Source organism: Rhizobium lusitanum (genome assembly GCF_014189535.1).
Taxonomy (GTDB): Bacteria; Pseudomonadota; Alphaproteobacteria; order Rhizobiales; family Rhizobiaceae; genus Rhizobium; species Rhizobium lusitanum_C.
In genome coordinates, this window is record NZ_CP050305.1 from 17192 (window position 1) to 38960 (window position 21769).

Consider the following 21769-nt stretch of genomic DNA (forward strand, 5'->3'; position numbering starts at 1 on the left):
GAGCGACGAAGGTTCGTAGAAGGAAGCTGGATTCATGAGCCGCTCAAGCGGTTGCATGTGTTCTGCTTGAACCTTCCGCGAACCTTCGTCGACATCACTCGCCCTTCCTTCCATGGAATATCAGACGAATATGACTTCATCTCATGTGGCTCCCTTCGGCGTATGGCCTGAGGCTTTGGCGCTCGCACAGAGCGAAATCCCGCGGCAAGACGGCGTTGAGCTCTCCATCGTCATTCCGACTTTCAACGAGCGCGAAAACATTATCCCGTTGGTTGAACGTCTTCGGACGGCGCTTGTCGGCGTCGCATGGGAAGTGATTTTCGTTGACGACGATTCGAGCGACAAGACCGTCGATGTCGTGCGAAGCCTTTCCCTTGGCGATCGGCGCATCCGAGGGATACGGCGGATCCATCGGCGCGGACTTGCCGGTGCATGCCTGGAGGGTATTCTCTCGACGTCGGCGCCGATCGTTGCTGTTATGGATGCTGATCTACAGCACGACGAAACACGGCTGGTGGCAATGCTTGCCATGATACGTAGCAATCGGACCGATCTGGTTGTCGCAACGAGATATGGCGGCCAAGGTTCATCGGAGCAGGGGTTCAATCGCATTCGCCAAGCAGGAAGCCAGATGGCCATCCGGATTGCAAAGCGTTTGTTGAAGATCGAGACGTCAGATCCGATGAGCGGGTTTTTCATGGTCAAACGCGCGCTGATCGAGGAGCTTGCTCCGAAGCTCTCGCAGCAAGGCTTCAAGATCCTGCTCGATATTATCGCCTCATCGCCGGCTCCTCTGAAACTAGGGGAGATTTCATATGTGTTTCGGCCAAGGATTCACGGCGAGAGCAAACTGGATGCATCGGTGGTAGTCGAGTATCTCGGGCTCCTCATCGCAAAATGGTCCGGCGACATTGTTTCTTCCAGGATGCTATTGTTCGGCATGGTCGGCCTGAGCGGCGTTGTCGTTCACCTAACCACGTTGCGGCTGTTCCTGCTTGGGGGACTGGCGTTTCCCGTCAGTCAGGCGATCGCCATGCTGATCGCGGTCATCTCGAATTACACGCTCAACAATGCCCTCACATATAGAGATCGACGCCGCCGAGGCGTGCGGTTCCTAACAGGCTTGATGTTGTTTTCGGCATTGTGCAGCATTGGGGTTCTCGCAGGTACCGGCGTGTCGTCCCTTTTTTACAGCCGGGAGCCGCAATGGTGGCTTGCCGGCCTGGCGGGAGCCGTCATTGGCGCGGGCTGGAACTACATCACCAGTTCCATGATTACTTGGCGGCGTGCAGGTTGATACACCCTGTGCGATGATAAGAAGGCTTCTGTCGAGGAAGCTACCAGCCCGGAGCGGTCGGACCGAGAGAAGCGACACGCTTGGCCGCGCGAGGTGAGTGACGCTCATGCTTTCCGATCCGTCGGCATTGTCTCGACGCTGTGGCTAGGTGGGATTGCAGCCGTTCGACAGGATGTCCTTTCGGGCGCCATCCACTTTCAGCACGACATAAGACTCGATGACGCGTTTGCCGGCCTGGCGATTCAAAATGCCGAGGGGAGCCGACGACTGAAAGCAATTCATATAATGTCCCAGTCTGTTTTCGCTTATCCGCACCACGAGCAGGCCCGGCTTCTCGATCAGAGAAGCATCGGGCGTTTCAAAGAAGAAGCGTTGCCTGTCGACGATTTGTTGGACAAGCCGTGATCCCTTGATCTCGAAGGCAAGCTCGCCCGTTAGCCCGTAGTCGGTCGTTGCGATCCAGCCAGCCCCTGATCGCTGGCGCATGTCCTCGACTTGCGTAGAAAACTCACGCCAGCCCAACACATTGTCCGCGGGGCTGCCCCACGGAAAATGCCTGCCGAACGGCGTCGCGAAACAGAGCAATACCAGGGATGACAGGCCAATGCCCACCGGCGTGACCCAATATGAGAGCCGCCTGAGATGCGTCACGCCGGATGCACGGTTAGCAGCGACCGCAGCAAGTATTGCCAGTGCCGGATAAGCTGGAGCAAGCCAGTTCGCGTGAACACGATCATGCAGCGCGTGAATTGTCATATACGCGACAATCGGCCCGTTGAGTAAAATCAGAAAGGTAAGAGGGCTGGATATAATCTTTCGAGGCTCCCGCGATAAATGCCAGATCGCAACCCCGACGAATATCGCGATTACCGGATTGAGCAGGCCGAGCTGACCGGCCAGGAATTCGGCAAAGAAGGAAAGGCCCACATGCTGATCCGCAAGACGGCCAAACTGCTTGGCAAAGGAGATCCAGCCGTGCTCGGCATTCCAGATCAGGACCGGGCTGAAGGCGAGAATTGCCACACCACCGCCGAGCAAGGTCCACGGGCTCGACCGCCACGGTCGTGCCTTGGGGTCTATGACCAACCAGAGCAGAATTCCCGGCCCCAGGAAAAGATTGGTGTATTTCGAAACGCAGCCCAACCCCGCCAACAGGCCAATCAGGAGCCATAATCGAGGATTTCCCGTACGCCGAAGTCGCGCAAGGACCCACAGTGTGAGAGCCCAAAACATGGTAGAGGGTGCATCCGGTGTCGCGAATATCACTGCGAGACCGATGAGAAGCATCGCGTTCAGCCATATGGCTGCCATCCGCGCAATTCTGTTGTCGTCAAAGAGCTCGTCCGCAATGCCGTAGACGGCCATCGACGTGACGAAGACCGAAACGACCGCAAGGGCGCGAACTCCGAGAAGGGTATCTCCGAAAATATGGGTCGATATCCATATCCACCAAGCGATCATCGGTGGATGGTCGTAGTAGCCTGCCGACGGTACGCGCGACCAGAGCCAATAATAGGCCTCGTCCGGAACAAGGTCGAATTGGGCCGTTGCCCATAGTCGGAAGAGCGTGAGTGCCGCAATGGCAAACATTGCGCTCAACCATGGCGGCCACTTTCGAACGCGGCGATTATCGTCCACGATAGGTAACTGCGGAGCTTGTTATCCCTGACCACATGAGCGCAACGATAGAGGGTTTAACTTACAGCACGCTTAAAAAGTAACGTCCAAAGCGTGTTTTGATTTCGTTTAGAAGAAGGCGGCTCGCTTTCCAGGCTGAAGGCTGTTGCTCATTGAACTGGCGCCGCCTGTTTTCTTTCTAGCAAGCGAATTTTCAGCTGGCATGCCAAAGCGAAAGCCGCAGTCAGAATCGACAGGCTTTCGCCGCTTGCGAGGCGGTTGTTTGAGTTGCTTAAAATCGTAAGGCTAAAGAAAATCAGGATGATGAAGAAGGCGTGCATCGCATGTTTGGGAATGATCGCCAGATATGCCGCCCGATAGACGCTGCAACAGAAGCACGCCAGCATGGCGGCAAAAATCGCCGCCCCGAAGAGACCGTATCGGATAAGGATCTCAAGATAGCCGTTGTGCATGAAGGTATATTGGACATGGGAATAATGGGTGTGCGGCCAGAGTTCGAGCCACTCGCTGCCCCAGCCGAAGACGGGAGCGGCGGAAAACAATTCCCAAGCGTTCGACCAGAGTTGAAGGCGCTCGTTCATCGAGATTGGCGTAATGGCGCTGTCGATCGTTTGTGCAACGGCGCCACCTACCTGCTCCCTCGTGCTGGCGTCTTTCAGCATCGAGATGGTGGAGGTGATCGTCGGTCCTGCAGTCCGATAGAGGTTGTCCCGCACGGTATAAATGCCAAGGGCAAGCAGGGCTGCGATACAGATGATCGCCGGAGCCGCTATCCGCAGTTTCAAGTTGCGCATAACGAAGAACCCGAGCACGGGCAATACCGGAACGAGCGAAAGCCAGACACCCTTCGATTTTGCCCCGTATATGCCGATGAGGCAGAGCGCCCCGATTAAGGGGGCTACGATAGAGGCGTAGAACCGTATTGGGCATTTGTCGGCGCCTTCCGTGAGGTAGTAAAGCAGCCAGAATACCGCGCCGATGAATAGCATGCCGCAACAGACGGCCCCATGGATCTGATTATGCTGGATAAGCGGGGTGACGGTCTCTCCCGCAAATATTGCGCCAAGGCGCAAATGCAGCACGAGGATCGCTAAAGCCAACCCGAAATGGATCGCGATGAGCCGTTCCAAGTGCGGCCAGCACTGGAACAAGATAAATGCCAGGGGGGAAATGTAAGGGGCATCAGGAAAAGCACCTCGTGATCGCCTATCGGGTGATCCGCCTGAAGCACAAACTGCAAAACATATCTCAGAAGCGCGTAGACACCCCATGCTATGCACAGCCAGCCCCGCCAGTCTATCGACGGTCTCGGGGTGGATCGCGCGTATCGAAAGAGCGACAAAAATACGAGCAGCGCGCCGGCGTAGCGGTAGGCATAGCTTTCGACCAACGACGCAGACATGACGACCAGCCAAAGTGCCGCTGCGAGAGGAACCCATATTCTTTCTGAATGTCGGGCGAAATTGAAGGCACGGACTTGGACATTCATGTTCTTCGCCTTTGTGAGTTCAGCCGCTCACTATTGTGTTCACCGCCGTGCGCGGTGCTATGTCCTACCATCCGGAAATGCCACGGCACGCGATATCGCGACCTGCGTTATCGGCGATCGAAACTGCCGCTCGAGCGCTCGTTTCGCACATTCCCATCCGTAGCCGGCCCATGGATAGCGGCCCGTAACATGGAGAAATGAAGCCGAAATTAGTCGCGAAAAGGAAGTTGGAATGCCAGCGAAGATTTTGCCGCGAAGAAACCGGTGATAAGGTTGGCCAAGGAGACGGATATCGCGGCAACGCGTAGCGAGGCCGACCGATTGCCCGGATCGAATCGCTTTTTGTATCGGAATCGGCAATCATTGCGCCAAAGATGGCCACACCAACCACGCCTAACGACTGCTTCGCTCAGGACATCGGTCCGGAGGCAATTCCAGCGTCTTGTTGTACAGCCGACGATAGCCGCGCCCCAATCAGGCTGACTTCGTCGTCGACCTCTAGCCGTCAAACCGCCTCCTAGTAACGCTCCGCGGCTACATTGCCGTCTCGATTTTCCGCAATAGCAAGCCGTCGCCTTGCGCCATCGACAATCTGATGTGCCAGCACGTTGTAATGCCCATCGAAATGATGACCTCCGGAGGTTTTGATGAGCTCGCTTCCCGTACCCTGGAGCTTTAGGCAGGCGCTGTCCGTTTCCAGTGCTCCGTAAAAGCATTGTATCATCGGCGCCTGCATTTTCCCTATGTCCGGCAAGGTTGGGCCGTCGCCAGAGCTGCTGCCAAGAAATGCGCCCACGGAGATCTGATAGCTTACCGTATTTGAGATACCAAGAAGCGATACCTCCACGATCTTTTTCTTGTCGCTGACCGGCAACAGATCGTAGGCGCTCGGCAAAATATCGGCACCAAAAGAATAGCCCACCAAGATGACATGATCGACACCCCAGATCTTCGCATAGGTGTCGATGATGCGCGCCATGTCCCTCGCTGTTTCATCAGGTTTCTTTCTCGACCAAAAATACCGAAGTGAATCGACACCAACGGTGGGAACGCCTTCCTTCTGAAAGACATCACCTATTGATTTATCGATGTCTCTCCACCCGCCATCCCCCGAATAAATAATCGCCATCGTTCCAAAGCCGGGAGCTGTGGGCAATTGTACCAGCGGCAGATCGCCGACAGAATGATCGCTCGGGACCGTCACGCTCAGCGCTCGGTCGATAGCGGACAATACCGCCTGGTGAGGGGCTTCGGTGACATCCTTGGTCTGGACCGCGAAGCCTTGCTTTTTCAATTTTAGCGTATGGGCACGACCATCATCCGGCGCTGCTTCCGTGTAGATGACATCAACCGGGTTTTTGAGGCCGTGTGGTGACAAACCATAAATCGCACCGCCACTAACCGAGAGGCGTGGCGCATCCGTGCAAAGCGGCTTGAGCAAGGGAAGCGTTATCGTCGGATCGATAGCCACCGTCCGCTTGATGGTGGCATCGGGAGTTTGAGCGGCGATGGCGAGAGCGAGAGCCCCGCTCGTTCCCATGCCGGCGATGATTGGGGACTGATACTGGCTGTCGCCGATGGCCCGCTGTATCCGGCGGCTCAAAGCCTCGATATCGGAAATAAGATATATGCAGTCATTGGCTGGGCGTGCATTGAGCGCACCAAGGAGTACCTTTGTATCGATGCCGACGACGATCACTTGCTTGCTTTGCAAATTTGCGGCGAGAATATCCTCGTCGGCTCCCCAACCCGCCTTATCGGAGAACAGGAATACTTCGCCGCGGACGGGGCCGGTCGGCAAAATAATTCGCGGTTTGCCCAAAATGCCTGCATCTATCGGGACGTTCGATAAAGCGGGATTGCTGTCTGTAAACACAGCCGCCGCGCATGAGAAAAGCGCCAGAAAAACCAAGATATACCGTCTCACTTGCGCACCATACCCTTAAAGCCACCACTCACTAATGCTGTGATGTCGGCGAGTGCGAGGGCTGGGTTGGTTCCGTTTGAAACCGCGAGGTATCGCGACTGCCATTGCGGCTGAAATTTTGCCTTGAAGGCCCTTAGGCCGGTAAAATGATAGAAGCGCTCTCCATGCTTATAGACGACGCGCGCGATGCGATGCCAAAATGGTGCGGCAGGACTGTTCGACAGTCCGGAAAGAGGGGCCATGCCGATATCGAACGAAAGATAGCCCCGGCTTTGCAGGCAAAGCATCAGGCAGACGATGAGATATTCCATCGTTCCAGGCGGAGCGTCTGACATCGAGCGCATCAAGTCTATGGTCACCTGTTCTTTAAGCGATGTACGCAAGATCGTTGCAAAGGCGATGATCCTGCCATCGCGTCTAACGACAGCGACTGGTTGTGCACAGACGTAATCGGCGTCAAAGGCGCCAAGAGAGAAACGCTTCTCGCGTGATCTCTGTGCTGCAAGCCAGCAATCGGAAATTTCCCGTAAACTGTCGATTTCTTCCGCTGCCTCATGAGGTTCCAAGAAGACGAATGACAATCCATCTCGCTGCGCGCGATTGATTGCATGCCGTAGGCTTGCACGTTTTGCTCCCTCCAGATCAAATGTTTGCAAATCGATATGGGCCGATTCACCGATCTTGTAGGCTCTCAGGCCGGCGTCGGCATACAGGGAGAGATTCTGCGGTTGGACCTGATAAAACACGGCTCTTCCGCCTGCGCGCTGCGCCATCTCGACGAACTGCCAAATGAGACTCGCAGACGCGTCCTGCGGTCCGACGGGATCGAAGAGAGCGACCCAGGAAAGGCCACGACGGCTGAACATGATGAAAGCCCGCCGATCGTCTGAGAATAAGACCATCTTGTCGCCCATCCGTACGAGATTAGCATCCGGATAAGACTGGCTCGCGACGATCGCCGTTGCCTCATCTATCTCTGCCTTGGTGGGGTAAGGCGCCTTGCCCTTCGCCGGCCGCAGCAGCGACCAGCCCGCCAAGGCTCCAGCTCCGATGATCAGGCCAAGCAATGCGCGAAGGCTCCGAGGTGCCTCGTCGGTGAACTCGAAATCCCACCACAATCCATTCTGGTAGTCGACGTCGCTGTAAACAAGGAAAAGCACAACAGCGGCACTCATCAGCACTGTCGCGATCGCCCCCAGCCAGGATGCGGAAAGGGGCTGATGCAGTAACGATGCGGGGCGGGAAAACTGGTGTCGCGAAGCGAGCAAGGCACCGAGCAAGACGAGCAAGACGGCCGATTCACTTAACGCAATCGCCTTTAGCAGCGAAAGCATAATCGCCGCGCCGACACTTATGGTCGCCGCCCACCAGGCGCCATCCAACCGATGTGCCAATCCGCGCGCTATCACGATCAAGCCGAGGCCAAGGACACTCTCGAGGAAATGGGCACTTTCGACAATCGACAGCGGAAGGTATTCGGCAAGCAGGTCGAGCCTCGCGATCGAAGCTGGCGTTACGCCGGAAAGGATCAGAGCAACACCCATTGCAAAGGTCAGTACGGAAAGAACATTGGGTGATAGACGCACCCCGACTTTGGCCAACCATGAGGCCCGCTTCGCCATTTTGCTGCGTTGGAACTCGGCAGCCCCCATCAATCCAACCGCCAGGAGCATGGGAAGGCCGTAATATATCAACCGGTATAAAAGCAGAGCGGAGAACACCTCGCCCATTGGGGACGTCCGCCCTAACACGGCGACGATCACAGCTTCGAATGCGCCCAAGCCAGCCGGGACATGGCTTGCGACGCCAAGCGCAATCGCGACGGCGAAAACGGCTATGAATGCCGGAAAGCCGACGTCCGTATGAGGCATGAGGACCCAGAGGGTAGCCGCGGCACTGGCAACGTCGGCAACCGTGGCGGCGAACTGAACGAGCATGATTCTGGGCTGTGGAAGCGCTACAGAACGGCCGCGCCATAGGGGCACTGAGCGGCCGGAGGCGGACAACGTGAACACGGCCGCCAAGCCGATCAGAAGGCCGCCGCCCATCATCGTGAGTGCTTGGGGAGAAATGCCAATCGATCCGGCGATATCCGCCGGATCCGACACAAGTCCAACTGCCATCACTCCGGCGAGGCCAAGGCCAAAAGCCAGCGTAATATAGGCTATGATATTTCCGATATCGGCGGGCTTGAGGCCAAGCCTCCGATAGTAGTGATATCGGATCGCGCCGCCTGACAACGGACCGTAGCCAACAAAGTTGCCCACGGCGTATGCGCAAAATGATGTGCGAAAGACGTCGGCAGCTGGGAGCCGAAGCCGTAGGTGCCAGAGAGCCGAAAAATCATAAATGCTCAGGCAAACAAAGCTTAGCAGAGTCAAGCCCATTGCTGCTGCGATATAGTATGGCTGCGTCCTGAAAAGACTGACGGCTATATCCTCGAAACTGACGTTTCGGATCGATCCCGAGAAGGACACCCATAAAACGACAAGAATGGCGATGCCGACGGCCAGGGGAACAATTGGCTTCAAGGCGTATATCAGCTTTCCAGTTAAAGCTGGCGTCGCGATGTCATGGTTTATCGTGGAAGGACGTTCGGGGATGGCCAATGTGGTTTCCACTACCTTATTCATTGATTCGACACTTCTTTTTCGATTGCCTCCGTCTGTTGGCCGTAGCCGTTCGAAACGGGCAAGCGCGATCAGAGCCACCTGAGTTGTGAGCGATTTCTCTCTTTCAGGAGGCTTGAAACTTAAATGGCAAAGCTTTCGGCGTAGTGGCTGGTTTTATACCGATCCGTAAGGTCTGGGCCGGATGAATATTCAATGGCAGATCAATCGTCCGAAATCGAATAGCGGCTCGGCGGTTCGAATCTACTCAAGAGCACGGGCGTTCTTGTTACCTGCCAAGCATGAACGGGAAAAGCGGGACGCGGATCTGCTGCGTCAACTCGACGAGATTAGGCAGACGCAGGGATTGTCACGGCGCGCGCGTAGCGCGATTCTGGATCTCCGCGAGCAGCCTGATCGAGTTGGTAGCTTTCTGGGCGCTATGGTCCAAACACCATGTTCTGGAATGGTGATTTTTCGCTTTTCTCCTGCCTAGCCCTGTGACGCGTCCCGCCTCGGCAGAGATTTCGCGTGGGCTGCCGCTTCACCGGAATAGGGGAAGTCTTCCCCGAGTTGACGGTCGCCCTCGTAGACCTTGAAGATGGTGCCATCGACTTCAACAATCTTATAACCGTTCACGTATTCGATCTTCGGCGTTTTCCAACTCATTGCGAGCTCTCCTTCTTGATGGCCGGCATTTCACTGCCCGGGTAGGTGATGACGGACACCCCATACTCACCCGTTTAACAGGTACTTAGACAAAGGCCTATTTCTCTGAAGCCGGGCCTGCGGGTCGTTTCCGTTCAAGACCGCCATTTCCTGCTTTCGTCGGAACGACGTGATCGGAAATTCAAATACGCTCAAGGTGAATTACATCATTTCGGCTGGATCCGCAGCGCGCATCGCATCGAACACTTTTGCATATAGGCACACAGCTCGCCAGGTGCGGGCGAGAAACTGGGGAATATGCGAAGCGAGTTTTTTCTAGGTCTTAGGCCCGCCGTTGGGGGAGCCCAGGACCTGCCGGCCTTGGGATCAAAGGCAAGGCGTAGGATGACGTGGCCGCGACAGTCTGCCCAGAGGCCAGAGGGGAGGGAAAGCCGACCGTTCGTCCAGCGCCAAGCGCAGTGCTCAGCCTCCTCCTCAGGGTAAAAGCCCGCAATCTCGTCGAGCGAGACCCGGCGGTCGACGCGGAGGCCGTCGAAGATGGTGAGGCCATGGACCGAAAGACCGAGTGCCCGTCCGTCATGGCTTACGCCGTCATCGGCCGGGACCCAGGTGCGCGAGGCAAGTATGGCCTCCTCGGCATCGGCGGGGAAGATGAACACGGCCAGATGGTCATCGAGCGTCGGCTCTACGCGCCGGCCGTCCACGATGAGGTGCGGGACCATCCCCGTATCGCGGCGCCAGCCCATTGATTCAGCGCGGGCGTTTAGACGCTGACGGATTACCGCCACCACCGCGCCGCCTTTCACGAGCGGCCTGGCGTATTGGTCGACGATGGCCGGCGTCCGTTCCCCGACCGGAACACGGGCAAACCAGAGGGTGCCGCCATCCAGGCAGCTTTCGCAGCCGAGCCCCTCGACCAGGAGCACCTCGTGGCTTTCCAGCTCGAGATGCCAATAAGTGACTTCATCGACCTCAACTATTTCAACCGTGGCATCATTGATCAATTGGCTGATCGGGATCAACACCTCGTCCAGCGCCCGCACGCAAACCGCATGGCCCGGTGACAGCTGCAGGTCCCGTCGGGGAACGTCGCCCGGAAAGGCTCCCGCCTTAATGTGAACTGGGCAGTGCTCGCGGGCTGGCTTGCGGATCGTCTGCGACTCGATCCTGACGACAAGTCGTGCGTTTCCGGCGGCGGTCATCACCATGTCACCCACCGCCAAGTCCTCCACAGCGATTTCGCCGCGCGGGGTGCGGATGCGCGTTCCAGAAACGAAGCCGGCCGGCACCTCGGACATGAGCGCCATGACGACTTCGCCATTGCCGATCTCGTAGGCCATCATCGGACAACCCCTGACAAACTGCTAGGCCGTTGAGACCAGCGTGTGGCGGATTCCAGTATCCCCTAGTGGTCCAGTTCGTGGACTAAGAGCTGGAACCCTGCCTCATAAGGCTGCGATACTCACCGACTGAGGACGGCAGGGCACGTGGGGTCATGCGGCTTTACTGGCTTGTTTCGGGGCGATCGCCTCGGCGCGGCAGGCGAGGCGTTCCCTGATGGCTTCGACGATCAGGCCGCCATCAACGAACGGCCGGGCGTATTGGGTCAAGCTCTCGGCGACGCGCTGAGGATCGACTTTACCGAAGCGGCCATGCGCACGGCCGAAAAAGGCGCGGTTGTCGGCGTCCATGTAGCTCTCACAAGGCATTGCTTCGGCGAGCAACACGTCGTGGCTTTCAAGCTCCACATGCCAATAGGTCACCTCCGGAACCTCGATCCAGTCGATCGTCGATCCGTTGACCAGCTGGCCGACGGGCACGAATACCTCGCCAGCCATGTCGACGCAGACCGCGTGGCCGGAGGAGAGGAAGAGGTCACGAACGGGAAGGTTGTTGCCGAACGCGCCGGCCATAACCCGCACCGGCCAGGCTGCTGGCGCCGGGCGCTCGATCCGGCGGTGGCCGATCCAGACGATGGGTCGTGCCTTGCCCGAGGATGTCACGGCCAGGCCACCGACGCGAAGCTCCTCCACCGCTATCTCGCCGCGCGTCGTGCGGATGCGTGTGCCGGAGACAAAGCAGGGCACTTGGTTAGTGGTGATGGTGTTGCCAGAGATCACGAAGTCGGCGGTATTCACGCTCGGATCGAAGTTGATCGTGAATGTTCCCGCACTTGTGTTGAATATGGCGGCGTTGCCGACGATATCGACCGAATTCACCGTGCCGGTGCCGCTATAGGAGATGATGTCGCCGGCATTGAAGTCCGTGATAGTGCCGTTGAAGGGCTGCGAGAACTGGAACGTGCCGTTATTGGTCGTACCTAGATCGACGGTCAGGCCCGAGGCGTCGGCGCCTCCCACGAACTGGCCACCATTCCACTGGAATGTTCCATAGTTGGAGAGGATGATGGTCCCGCTGGCCGAGGTAAGGAAACCGCCGGCGATCAGCGCGCCACCGTTGACGGTGATGGGACCGATCGCCGAGAGCGTATTGGGGACCAAATTGAGGTGGGCTCCGCCGATTTCGAGCACGCCCTCGATCGTCATGCTGCCCCCGGCGTTCACCGTAAGGGCGGAAGCTCCCACAAAGTCTATCGAGCTGACGTCGACCGAGCCGCCGTTGACCGTGGCCGTATCTACCGCCCCAGGCGTCCCATTGGGCGACCAGACGCCGGCGCCACTCCAGTCGCTGTTGGTCCCATTCCAGGTATAATTCGTCATTCACCCCTCCTGAGTGGCTCCATCGCCTTTGTAGCCCTTGGTGGTATTAACTTCACACACAGTACTTTCAGTTTAAACTGCGCAATCAAAAGTAATATTTCCACAAAATACGCCTATGCAAGCAACTGCCTCGAAGGTGGTGGCTTGGCGGGGAGGACTTGTATGTCGCCTCCCGGAATTGTGTCCGATCTGCCGGCTTCAGTCCGTGGGTTAGGGTCGCCGGGGAAAGTATAGATGGCCATGATTGCACTTTGTTCCGTTACAAAGTTACTTGCCTTCGGCTACGCGTAACCTAACCCACCCCCTTGTTCAAGTGAATATATATTGTAGGTCTAAAATAACGTTCATTTAATAAACATGACGTGTCGGTTGAAGGGTACGTCCTAGTGTCCACACGCGTTCCGGCTACCGCTTGCTTGGATAATACGGATGCGTAACCCCGCGAAACCGGACACGCTGTCATACAGCCGTCGACGACAGGTAATGGTCTGTTTTTTCGCGGTAATCCTGCATTTTGCGGGTCAGAGATCTCGCTGCGAAGGACAATTGTGAAGCGGCTCCGAACGTTCACCCCTTGAGATCGTCACTCAAAGTGCTGATCTTATTTCGCACGAGAGTGGGGTAGCGATCGGCGCGAAAACAACCCCAACTACTTTCTCAATTTTCTGTGCATTTCCAGACGATTGTCGCAGATATCAATAGGCTGAACGTTCGGAGCCGATTCAGATGGTGTGTTCTCCAACAATTGGCTGGGCGTGTTGATGAGCGCCAAGGCAGGCGCCGTCGTCTCAGAAATGCGCCCGTTGATCTGCGTGCCGGGTGAAGTGACATCGTTAAAACGTCAAGAGGGATTGAAGAGGAGGCCTTGTGGCAGTCTGTGAGACCGTAGCAAGACACGGATCCCGCGAACCCCTGTCAACCCGGAATGACGCGTGCTAGATCACGTGCGATGGGTTGGAGAGGGAGATCCCAAAGGCCTGTTTGATGCATGCAGAGCCTAGTTCGGCGGTTGCAGCGACTAGCGAACGGCTGCGTTCGTGATCCCGGCCTCAAGTGATCAGCTCAAACTGCTTCAGCTATCCGTTAGTATTGTTTATCCAAGGTAAGCGCTGTTGCGATCAGTGAAGCAGCCGTTTTGGAATTGACAAAATCAAGACCGAAAAGTTCAGGCTCCACTGTCCGAAAAGTGAACGAAGAAAAGGCGGCAGACATCCAAAAGCGTTTTTTATGTCATCAATTTCAGAAAGTCATCACGGCCGGACATGATACCAATTGCCCCCATCTCCATCTTCTTCTACCTCTTACTTCTGGTCTCGACTATCTCGGCGCTCGTCCTCGTGTCATGGCTCGCGATGCTCAGTGTCCGGCGCGGCGCGCGAAAAACGTTTCGGGCATGGTTGTGGTTCACCCTGCCCATCATGATGCTGCTCGCGCTGTCGTCGACATTCGTCCTATCTTTCGGCTATCAAGGCTACCTCGTGGATGCGGATATCAAACGGGACGAAGCGGCGCGGAATATCACCCTTGAAAACCCGACTGTGGTGGCGGGCATCGCCATGCCGGCGGGAACGCAGTTGCACAGCATGATGCCGGGCGACCGCGAAGCCTTCGACGCCGCCCATTTTCCTGTTCCGATTTTGATCAACGGCCTTGCTGCCACGAGCCTCAGCCGTAACCTCTATCCAGATCTCGATAAAGATACTTATGCGGCTACCTCGATGGAGGTGACATTGGCCTCCGACCAGCGCGTCGATGGCTGGCTCTGTGGGGCAGGGGAGCCGGTGGCCTTCAAAATCGACGCTGACGAGATCGTCTTCGATTCCTGCGTGCTTGCCGCCGCCAATCGCCTGGAAAGCTGGGAAATCCCAGCCGGTGCGAAACTGCTGGCCCATGCAGGCTCCTCCCGTGGCTGGACCATTTTTCTTGCGCCTGAGACGATAACGACAATACGTGGTCTGCCTCTGCAGGGCGCCCGGATAGCCGTGGATCTCGACCGCCATTTCGCGGGTTTCAGCGAAGCCGTGCTCGCAACCGATCTGCGCCTGGGCGTGGTCACATACCCTGCCGGTACGCGCATCCGCTCGAAGGAGTGGACCTCACCAGGCCGGGATTCCGATAGTTTGATCCTGAGCCCAGTGCGAGGCCAGCTCGCAAAGTCAGACGGTCAGCCCGACGTTCTGTTCGGAAACTCGATCGTGCAAACAGTGGCTGGCGAGGTGCTGGCCATCATGCCCAACCCAAAAGCAGGCATCGTGGATTTCGAAGAGATCACCGTCGACGATCCGGCAAACTGACAATGCGCGGAACACACCATCCCGATTGCTCGGTTATCCATCATGATCTGCTTCCAGAACCGTTGCCATAAGCTTCGAAGCCCTATCAAACAGCACATAATACCGACACCTCCTGTGCAAGTCGAAAGGCACACCATGCGCATTCTTCTCATTCTTGGTTCTTTAATCGTGGGAACGATTGCCGGTATTTTCCTGTGCGGGATGATCTGGCGAACTTCCGCCCAAGAAGGAACAATGGCGATGATGATTGGGGGAACCACGCCGGTTGTCCTCGGGGCCTGTGCGTATCTCATCACCAGGATGGCTGACGGTCAGCGGCCAAGCTTTCGCAATGCGCCGACATGGCTGGCTCTCTGTTGTATAGCAGCGGCCGGGGCAGGACTTTTCCTGTTGACGATTATCGCTGTTTTCTTGTTGCTCCAGCGCGGTTAGAGATCGCTACCTGTGAATCAGCGCCGAAGATTTCCCCGAGCTAGAAGGAAACAAGTGCATGACTTTGCAAGCAAATTTGTAACCTGTTTAGGGTCATGATCGGCGCCGATCATGACCCCGGACGAGCGGTTTGAAACCTTCGGTTCATTCGCGGATATGCTGGCGACGGTGCTGCGAGAGCAGTGTGGATGAGCTTAGAAGCCTGTCCGTCTTACGGTCCCATCAATGTCGTCGTCTGGAGCCGGGTCGCTGGGAGCGGGCTGATGGGGTCGGTCACTTGATTGCCAATGGATTGATCGATTTAAGCTCGTTGCTAGGCGCACTGGACAACCGAAGCGTAAGTCATCCTTAAGACAAAGCATGGATAGCGAAGCAATGAGTTCAAAACCGATGCATCCGCTGCTGGCCCTCTTGCTCACGGCTGCCGCCATCTGCCTGTTCGGGCCGTTGCTGCTTCTTGCGCTTGTTAGCGGCCAGGGCGGCTACTCGGCCGCAGTCGCGGTCGTGGAACTGGCCATGGTCGCCTGTCCCATGGGCGCGATTATGCTTATCGTCTATGACGTGCTGGACAAACCATGGAAGCGCCCGTTCCCGCGTTCTTGGTTCTTCTGGCTGCAAGTGCTGGCGATAGGGATGATCGGCATGAGTGTCGCCTCGGGCTTTCTCGAAGATTGGCAGCGCGAGCGCCAGCAGGCTTGGGATTACGAAGAAGAGCAACGTGCCAAGGAGCCCCGGGGCGTCATGCAGGCCGCATTATCACATGACGACGACGCAAGCTTCGCCAAGGCATACAAAATCTGCGGGAAATCCTGCCTGCGTGGGGAATGGCTACCTAAGGCCATCGTCGCGCAGGCACCACGCATCCTCGGCGTGCTGCTGGAGGGTGCGACCAAGCGAACCTACGAGAAAGAGTTTCTGAACACAGCTTACCTCATGGGTATCTGCAAGGAAGGTGCTTATTACGAAGGCTACTTCGCCCTGCCAGGGCGGGCCGGTGCCAGCGGCAACATGGCCGTGATCGAGCGGTTTCTGCCGCAATGGGACCGGGATCAGGTGCAGGAAGCCTTCGCCGGCGCCGCCTTCGGCAACCACATAGACACCATGCGCGCGTTGATCGCACATGGCGCAAACCCGCACCAACCAATGAACGAGAACCCGCCTCCACAGGTCGCATACGACAGTGTCACCAGTGCGGCGGTGCGCTCAGGAGCCATCGACGCGTTGCGTTGGCTCGGCGAGCAAGGCGTCAGGGTCGGCAGTGACAATGAGCAGGACCAGATCTGGACATCCTTCGACGAGTGGATCGAACACAGCCCGAGCGCCGTCTGGATCGGACAACTCGAAGCCATGCTGGATGCGCTGGCGAGACTCGGTGCTGTGCCCGCGCATAACAGTCATGGCGGGTCGCTAGGGCGCGCCGCAGGGGCCGGCGACGCTTTGCTTGCCCATGCGTTGCTGCGTCATGGCGCCGTGGTTGAGAGCATTGATGATGACGACTTGCGGGCGGCACTGCAGGCGTTGCTGAAGAGGCCACCGGATCAACTAGGCTGGGACGACGGCACGCGCATACTTTTGTGCCACGATGACTCGGCACCTGATTGAAGCTCACAGACCAAGCCTATTCCATCCGGTAGGACGACCACCCACCCAATGCCTCGTGGATATCCAGAGGTCCAGTTCGAGCCCGCGTGAAAATCGACACCGTCGGGTAGCGGGTGCCCGAGCTAGGTACCTGAGGAACCGGTTGATGAGACAGCCGAGGCCGCAGCCTGTGCTGCAACCGCAAGCTGTGACATGGCAACACTCGCAACACGCGATGCCTCCTCGCCAAGAGCCTCGGCCAACTGAGCCCGTGCGTGCTCCCAGGTGACCATGGCCTCGTCCATCAGTCGTCGGCCTCCCTCGGTAAGCACCAGACGTTTGCCGGCTCGGCCCCGACCCCCATCGTTGCGCACGAGATCCCTTTGCACGAGGCTCTTTATGCTGCGGCTGAGAGTGGTGGCGTCGACACCGGCGCGCGCCGCTAGCTCAGCGAGCGTTGGCTCGTGGCTGCCGCCAATCCCCACCAGAAGGCTGAACTGCTCTGCGGTGATCCCCAGGGGCCGAAAGCAGGCATTGTAGTAGCGCGTGAGCGCCCGCGCGGTGACCCGGGCCTGGAAGGCCGGGCACTCGGTTTCGACGCGGCGATAAAGGTCAGAAGCCTCTGTCATTTGCAGGTCTCGACAAACTGGGATTCGCACAATAATGTATATGCAGCATTATTAGGGAGCAACGTAATGACGGCCTATGTCCACGTCAATCTGCGTATAAAAGATCCGGCCAGGCAAGCCGCACTGGCGCCGCACTTTCAGGCGGCCCTACAGGCAGCAGGAGGCCGCATTCTCCACTTTGGGCCGGTGGTCCAGATGCTGGAAGGGGACGTGGCGCCATTGCCCATGGCGGGCATCTTCGAATTCGCGACCCTGGCCGATGCGCTGGCGTTTTATCAGTCACCGGAGTACGCGCCGATCAAGGTTGAGCGCGACGCGGCGCAGGAAGCACGCATGTTTGTCGTCGACGCGGGCTGAAGGGTGTTGATTTTCACGGAGAAGTGACCCTTGGGGATGCGGACAAAAACTTCGACTACCGGGAGATAGTTCATGTATTCGTACGAAGATATGGTTCGAGCGGTCGGGCGCTTCATCAAGCTCGGCAAACGCGTCAAGGCAACCATTCGTCAACTGGGTTATCTTCTGGACACCATTCGGGGGAATAAGAACCTTCTTGATCCCGGCTAGTCAGCCGGGCGGCGCCCGCACGACCTGACTAACATCGGGAGGTAGGATTTCCTGCCACGCCCCTAAATACGGCCGGAAGTTCAAATTGCGTTCGACCTTAGCGTGTCTGGGGGAGCAGATCTTGTTTCGACCCCTTATCAAGAAGCGCTAACATCGCTTCCCGATCTTCAGTTCTTAGGCGGTGCGGCGTCGGCCGCTGCTATCGGCGTACCGTTCTTGGCGACGATATCGGCTGCAAGCTCGAAGCCGGTGATGATCTCCTCCGGCAGGCTTCCCGCCTCGAGTATGAATTTACCTTCCTGCGAACGCCAAATGGCGACGCTGGATTGGTTGTTGGCTCCGCCGGCGCTTCTCGTATAGGTGACGCGCACGCGGTCGGGTTGAGGCAAGCCGGTTTCTACCGTGCCGGTAATAGTCACAGCTTTACTGTTGTCTTCCTCGGCGCCGCTATTGCTCCAGCCGGTGGGAACCATGCCGAGGGAGACGATACCGGCGTCACGGAATGCATAGAAGTCAGTCAAATCGTTGGAATAGCCTTGCTGAGATGTTCCTCCATTCACCATCATACCGTCATCGGTTCCGAAATGGGCGGCATCGATATCTCCGGCATTGCCCCAGGAGCGATTGCCATCAGCGAAATCGCGCTTGACCGTGACGAGCCGCAACGCATTTCCCGACTCTCGAAAGAAATAGGCAGACAGATGGGCGCCCTGATCGAATCCGCTTTCAGCCGGATCCGTCGTCGCGGTGATCAGGACTCGGCTGCCAGTGAACTTCATGAGAGCAGCAAGCGAGGTGCATTCTTCGGAAGAGCCCGACGCGCGAAAGTGTGCGTTGTTCCCGAATGCAAGGGTCTTGGCCACGCGCATGTCGGCGTTGTCTACGAGCGCATGGCGGACGTCGTCACACAGCAGAACATGAGCTTGGCTCAGGTGATCGCCGTTCGTCGCGCCAAGAGCCGTCGGTCCCCACAGAATGACCGTGGCGGAAAGAATTTGACAGAAGCCGGCGGTGATGGACAGTGACGCTGAGGGATGCCATCTGCCTATGTTCGCATTCGATATTGTTCCAAGCATCCTGATCCAACGCCCCAATCCCGAAGGTATAGCCTTGTCGGCGCGCTTCAAGCAACCATTCTGTCAGTGTGGTTGATCTGGACATCGAAAAGCGTATCCATCCACCCGTTAACGGTCGCCAGCCCCGAAATGAATTGTTCAGGCCGGGCAAGCCTTGGGAAATACGGCAAGTCGCTCTCTTCAAAGATACTTGGGGGAGATGATCGACCAAGAATGTGTTTAGCAGCTATTTCGCCAAGGAAGGGCGGCATGGCATTGCCAGAGAAGCAGTAACCTAAAGCAAAATGAATGCCATTCCTTACGCCGACGCGTGGCAGCAAATCCCGGGGCGCTGCACAGACACCGTGCCAGAAGTGAGAAATTCGAACCCCGTCAAGGTCGGGAAGGAGCGAGGTCATCTGCTTGACGAGAGCGGCACAGACCTTCTGGGGGGCGCCCGACATGTGACCAGTCTGGCCGCCAAAGAGCAATCGCGTCGTGGAAAGTCGTATGTAGTTCGGCGAACGTCGCGCTTCGATATAGGTGCGGTTGTCCGGAAGCAACGACTTCGTCAGACCCGTGGGCAAGGGCTCGGTTGCGAGTATGTAAGCGTTGATGGGTGCTACTCTTTTTCCGAATTGGGCCGCAAGCGTGCCGTCGGAACCAAAAGGTCTCCAGCCCACGCACTAGATCTTGGTGTCGCTTGGCAGATAAATGGAAAGTGACATTGCCTGTCAGCATGGAGACGGAACAAACCTCGTTCGCTTCGGGTTACCTCTCCTCAGGACACAAGGAGGATCACCAATGGATCATACAAATCATGTTCGCCTATCCACGATCGAACTGACGCCTGCCGTGCTTGAAGGCGCGACCATTTATGGCGCCGACGACCACAAGGTCGGCAAGCTGGATCACATCCACGGCTCCGGCGCAGGCGGCACCGCGATCATCGACGTAGGCGGCTTTCTTGGCATCGGAGCAAAGCCTGTCAGCGTCGCGCTGACCGATCTGGAATTCATGCGCGACGGGGATGGCGACATCCATGCCGTCACAAACTGGACGAAGGATGAGCTCAAGGAAATGCCCGAGCACAAAGACTAGCCGTCCAAGCCCACGAGCATCGAAGCCCGGCCATCGTGCCGGGCTTTTCCGTATCTGGACGACCTTGCAAAGCTCGGCGAGATGCTGCTGAGGATCGCAACGATGCCCGCGATCTCCCTGTCACCAGCCATAGCTGAAGGTGGCGCCGCTACCGCCATCGCCGTTCTGCTCGACATTGGCGCTGGTATCTCTACCGAACTGGAAAACGCCGTAAGCATTGTCGTTGCCATTCTGCCGAAGGATGGCGGAATGGCCGTTACCATGCTGCTCGCTGATACCGAGATCGCCGTGACTGTTCTGGCTTATGCCGGCGGTATTGCCGTGCCCCGACTGGCGAATGCCGGCGCCCCGAATGTTGCGATACAGCGAATAGAAGCGCAGGCCGGTCGCAAGCGCACCTGTATCTTCGGCACCACTGGGAGCAAAGGTTATTCGAACCAATGCTGAAGACGCCATTCAGTTGGCGTTCACGCGGGCCTGCGCAACTCGGGATATCGCAGCCAATTACTGCATCTAGATGTGAAATCCAATAATCCGCGATTGTTCTTCATCCTCCCTTAGGCCAGCCCTGTCATTTTCGAACGGGAAAAGGCGAGGTACAAACGAATGGATGAAAGCACGCTGCTGATAGGGCTATGTCGAAGCTTGGCCATGTCAGCTCTCGTGATCCTTGGATATTCCCGGGTGATCCAGGCCACCACGGGGGCCGTCGCCGGCAATATCGGCGTTGGATTCCTTTTCGCGGCTGCCGGTATCCTTTCCATGAATGACCCGGTCATTTTTGCGCCAGGTGTGTTTTACGATGGGCGCGTTCCGATCCTTGCGCTCGCCTACACCTTCTCTGGGCTAGCCGGTGCAATGATCACAGCCATCGTACTCGGTGGTTACAGGATTTGGCTTGGAGGAGCAGGGGTTTATGCGGGCCTCATCAGCATCTCTGTGACCGCTGCTGCCGGAATTGCTGTCGGTATGATTCCCAATCGCTTTTTCAGGCAGCGGCTCGGACGCCCTGCCGCTCTCAGTGCCGCCGCCACAATGTCGACCGTTTCCGTACTGGCGCTGCCCCATCTTTCGGTGGCGTCCTTCAACTATCATGCGGTTATGCTGATAATGATCGCCAATCCGATTGGAATTTTTCTGCTGCATGATTTCCTCTCGAATGAAGGAAAGCGTATGAGGCTGTTCCGAGCGCTTGAGCATGATGCTGCAGTCGATCCATTGACCAAGTTGGTCAATAGACGCGCATTTGATGCCAAAGCTGCGTTAGCTCTTTCTCTGGGACACAACCCGAACGGCGAATACTCCGTCATTATGATCGACATCGATCATTTCAAAGCGGTGAATGATACATTCGGCCATGATACGGGTGACACCGTGTTGATGAACGTTGCCTCCATCATCGCGGCGTCAGTCCGCAAGGCGGACATCGTCGCTCGATTTGGCGGCGAGGAGATTGCAGTTCTGTTGCCCGGTTTGGGAAGTCAGAAAGCTGCAGCCGTCGCAGAAAAAATACGGTTGCGTGTAGAGGCAAATATCGTCACGAGCCAAGCAGGCGGGGTATCCGTGACAATAAGTGCTGGCGCGAGCGCAACCAATATTCATCGGACGGAGGTGGCTGAGGCGCTGAAGGCCGCCGATGCCGCTCTTTACACCGCGAAGCGGTCTGGCCGCAACAGAGTTGAGATGGCGTTTGCCGCATAAGCTTATAGGTGTGTTTCGAAGGTCTCCGCAAAACCTGCGGAGACCTTCGATGGTTTCAAA

The 21769-nt window shown here is 57.2% G+C and carries 19 protein-coding genes; 8 read left to right on the top strand and 11 right to left on the bottom strand.

Features of this window, described 5'->3' with window-relative positions:
• Positions 1-130: 130 nt before the first annotated feature.
• Positions 131-1297, top strand: a complete 1167-nt coding sequence (locus HB780_RS01775) for a glycosyltransferase (RefSeq protein ID WP_183686584.1) — start codon at positions 131-133, stop codon at positions 1295-1297.
• A gap of 144 nt (positions 1298-1441) precedes the next feature.
• Here the strand turns inward: HB780_RS01775 and HB780_RS01780 are convergent, their stop codons facing one another.
• The 7 genes from HB780_RS01780 to HB780_RS01810 form a co-directional block, all read right to left on the bottom strand.
• Positions 1442-2887: an ArnT family glycosyltransferase gene (locus HB780_RS01780; RefSeq protein ID WP_183686586.1), complete on the bottom strand. Its 1446-nt coding sequence runs from the start codon at positions 2885-2887 to the stop codon at positions 1442-1444.
• Between the two features lie 197 nt (positions 2888-3084).
• A complete protein-coding gene (locus HB780_RS01785) occupies positions 3085-4065 on the bottom strand; it encodes an O-antigen ligase family protein (RefSeq protein WP_183686588.1) in 981 nt (326 codons plus the stop codon).
• An 876-nt stretch (positions 4066-4941) separates the two neighbouring features.
• Positions 4942-6336 (bottom strand): virulence factor family protein, encoded by a 1395-nt coding sequence (locus tag HB780_RS01790; protein ID WP_183686590.1) that lies wholly within the window; start codon positions 6334-6336, stop codon positions 4942-4944.
• Between the two features lie 11 nt (positions 6337-6347).
• Complete coding sequence (mprF, locus tag HB780_RS01795; RefSeq protein WP_286202858.1) at positions 6348-8960, bottom strand: bifunctional lysylphosphatidylglycerol flippase/synthetase MprF; 2613 nt, start codon at positions 8958-8960, stop codon at positions 6348-6350.
• Between the two features lie 492 nt (positions 8961-9452).
• Positions 9453-9629 (bottom strand): hypothetical protein, encoded by a 177-nt coding sequence (locus HB780_RS01800; RefSeq protein ID WP_183686594.1) that lies wholly within the window; start codon positions 9627-9629, stop codon positions 9453-9455.
• 206 nt (positions 9630-9835) lie between these two features.
• Positions 9836-10972 carry a Hint domain-containing protein gene (locus tag HB780_RS01805; RefSeq protein WP_183686596.1) on the bottom strand — a complete coding sequence of 379 codons (1137 nt, stop codon included), beginning with the start codon at positions 10970-10972 and terminating at the stop codon, positions 9836-9838.
• A gap of 150 nt (positions 10973-11122) precedes the next feature.
• Entirely contained in the window at positions 11123-12349 is a 1227-nt protein-coding gene (locus HB780_RS01810; protein WP_286202859.1) for a Hint domain-containing protein, read from the bottom strand.
• A gap of 1262 nt (positions 12350-13611) precedes the next feature.
• Here HB780_RS01810 and HB780_RS01815 point away from each other — a divergent pair.
• The 3 genes from HB780_RS01815 (at position 13612) to HB780_RS01825 (ending at position 16677) form a co-directional block, all read left to right on the top strand.
• Positions 13612-14643, top strand: a complete 1032-nt coding sequence (locus HB780_RS01815; RefSeq protein ID WP_183686598.1) for a hypothetical protein — start codon at positions 13612-13614, stop codon at positions 14641-14643.
• A 135-nt stretch (positions 14644-14778) separates the two neighbouring features.
• Positions 14779-15075: a hypothetical protein gene (locus HB780_RS01820; protein ID WP_183686600.1), complete on the top strand. Its 297-nt coding sequence runs from the start codon at positions 14779-14781 to the stop codon at positions 15073-15075.
• Between the two features lie 360 nt (positions 15076-15435).
• Positions 15436-16677: an ankyrin repeat domain-containing protein gene (locus HB780_RS01825; protein WP_183686602.1), complete on the top strand. Its 1242-nt coding sequence runs from the start codon at positions 15436-15438 to the stop codon at positions 16675-16677.
• Between the two features lie 122 nt (positions 16678-16799).
• Here HB780_RS01825 and HB780_RS01830 read toward each other — a convergent pair whose 3' ends face one another.
• Positions 16800-17285, bottom strand: coding sequence for a MarR family winged helix-turn-helix transcriptional regulator (locus HB780_RS01830; protein ID WP_183686604.1), 486 nt, complete (start codon positions 17283-17285; stop codon positions 16800-16802).
• Between the two features lie 66 nt (positions 17286-17351).
• Here HB780_RS01830 and HB780_RS01835 point away from each other — a divergent pair, with 66 nt between their 5' ends.
• Both HB780_RS01835 and HB780_RS01840 read left to right on the top strand, forming a co-directional pair.
• The gene (locus HB780_RS01835) at positions 17352-17642 is read left to right on the top strand and encodes a DUF1330 domain-containing protein (protein WP_183686606.1); all 291 of its coding nucleotides are present in this window, start codon (positions 17352-17354) and stop codon (positions 17640-17642) included.
• Between the two features lie 72 nt (positions 17643-17714).
• Positions 17715-17852, top strand: a complete 138-nt coding sequence (locus HB780_RS01840) for a hypothetical protein (RefSeq protein WP_183686750.1) — start codon at positions 17715-17717, stop codon at positions 17850-17852.
• A gap of 167 nt (positions 17853-18019) precedes the next feature.
• Here the strand turns inward: HB780_RS01840 and HB780_RS01845 are convergent, their stop codons facing one another.
• Both HB780_RS01845 and HB780_RS01850 read right to left on the bottom strand, forming a co-directional pair.
• The gene (locus HB780_RS01845; RefSeq protein WP_183686608.1) at positions 18020-18979 is read right to left on the bottom strand and encodes a hypothetical protein; all 960 of its coding nucleotides are present in this window, start codon (positions 18977-18979) and stop codon (positions 18020-18022) included.
• Positions 18976-19590 (bottom strand): NAD(P)/FAD-dependent oxidoreductase, encoded by a 615-nt coding sequence (locus HB780_RS01850; protein WP_183686610.1) that lies wholly within the window; start codon positions 19588-19590, stop codon positions 18976-18978. Before HB780_RS01850 ends, HB780_RS01845 begins: the two co-directional genes overlap by 4 nt.
• Positions 19591-19711: 121 nt before the next feature.
• Here HB780_RS01850 and HB780_RS01855 point away from each other — a divergent pair, with 121 nt between their 5' ends.
• Positions 19712-20008: a PRC-barrel domain containing protein gene (locus tag HB780_RS01855; RefSeq protein WP_183686612.1), complete on the top strand. Its 297-nt coding sequence runs from the start codon at positions 19712-19714 to the stop codon at positions 20006-20008.
• Positions 20009-20128: 120 nt separating this feature from the next.
• Here HB780_RS01855 and HB780_RS01860 read toward each other — a convergent pair whose 3' ends face one another.
• The gene (locus tag HB780_RS01860; RefSeq protein ID WP_183686028.1) at positions 20129-20464 is read right to left on the bottom strand and encodes a curlin; all 336 of its coding nucleotides are present in this window, start codon (positions 20462-20464) and stop codon (positions 20129-20131) included.
• 150 nt (positions 20465-20614) lie between these two features.
• On the opposite strand from HB780_RS01860, the gene HB780_RS01865 reads away from it, so the two are divergent.
• Positions 20615-21709 carry a GGDEF domain-containing protein gene (locus HB780_RS01865; RefSeq protein WP_183686026.1) on the top strand — a complete coding sequence of 365 codons (1095 nt, stop codon included), beginning with the start codon at positions 20615-20617 and terminating at the stop codon, positions 21707-21709.
• The last annotated feature ends 60 nt before the right edge of the window (positions 21710-21769 follow it).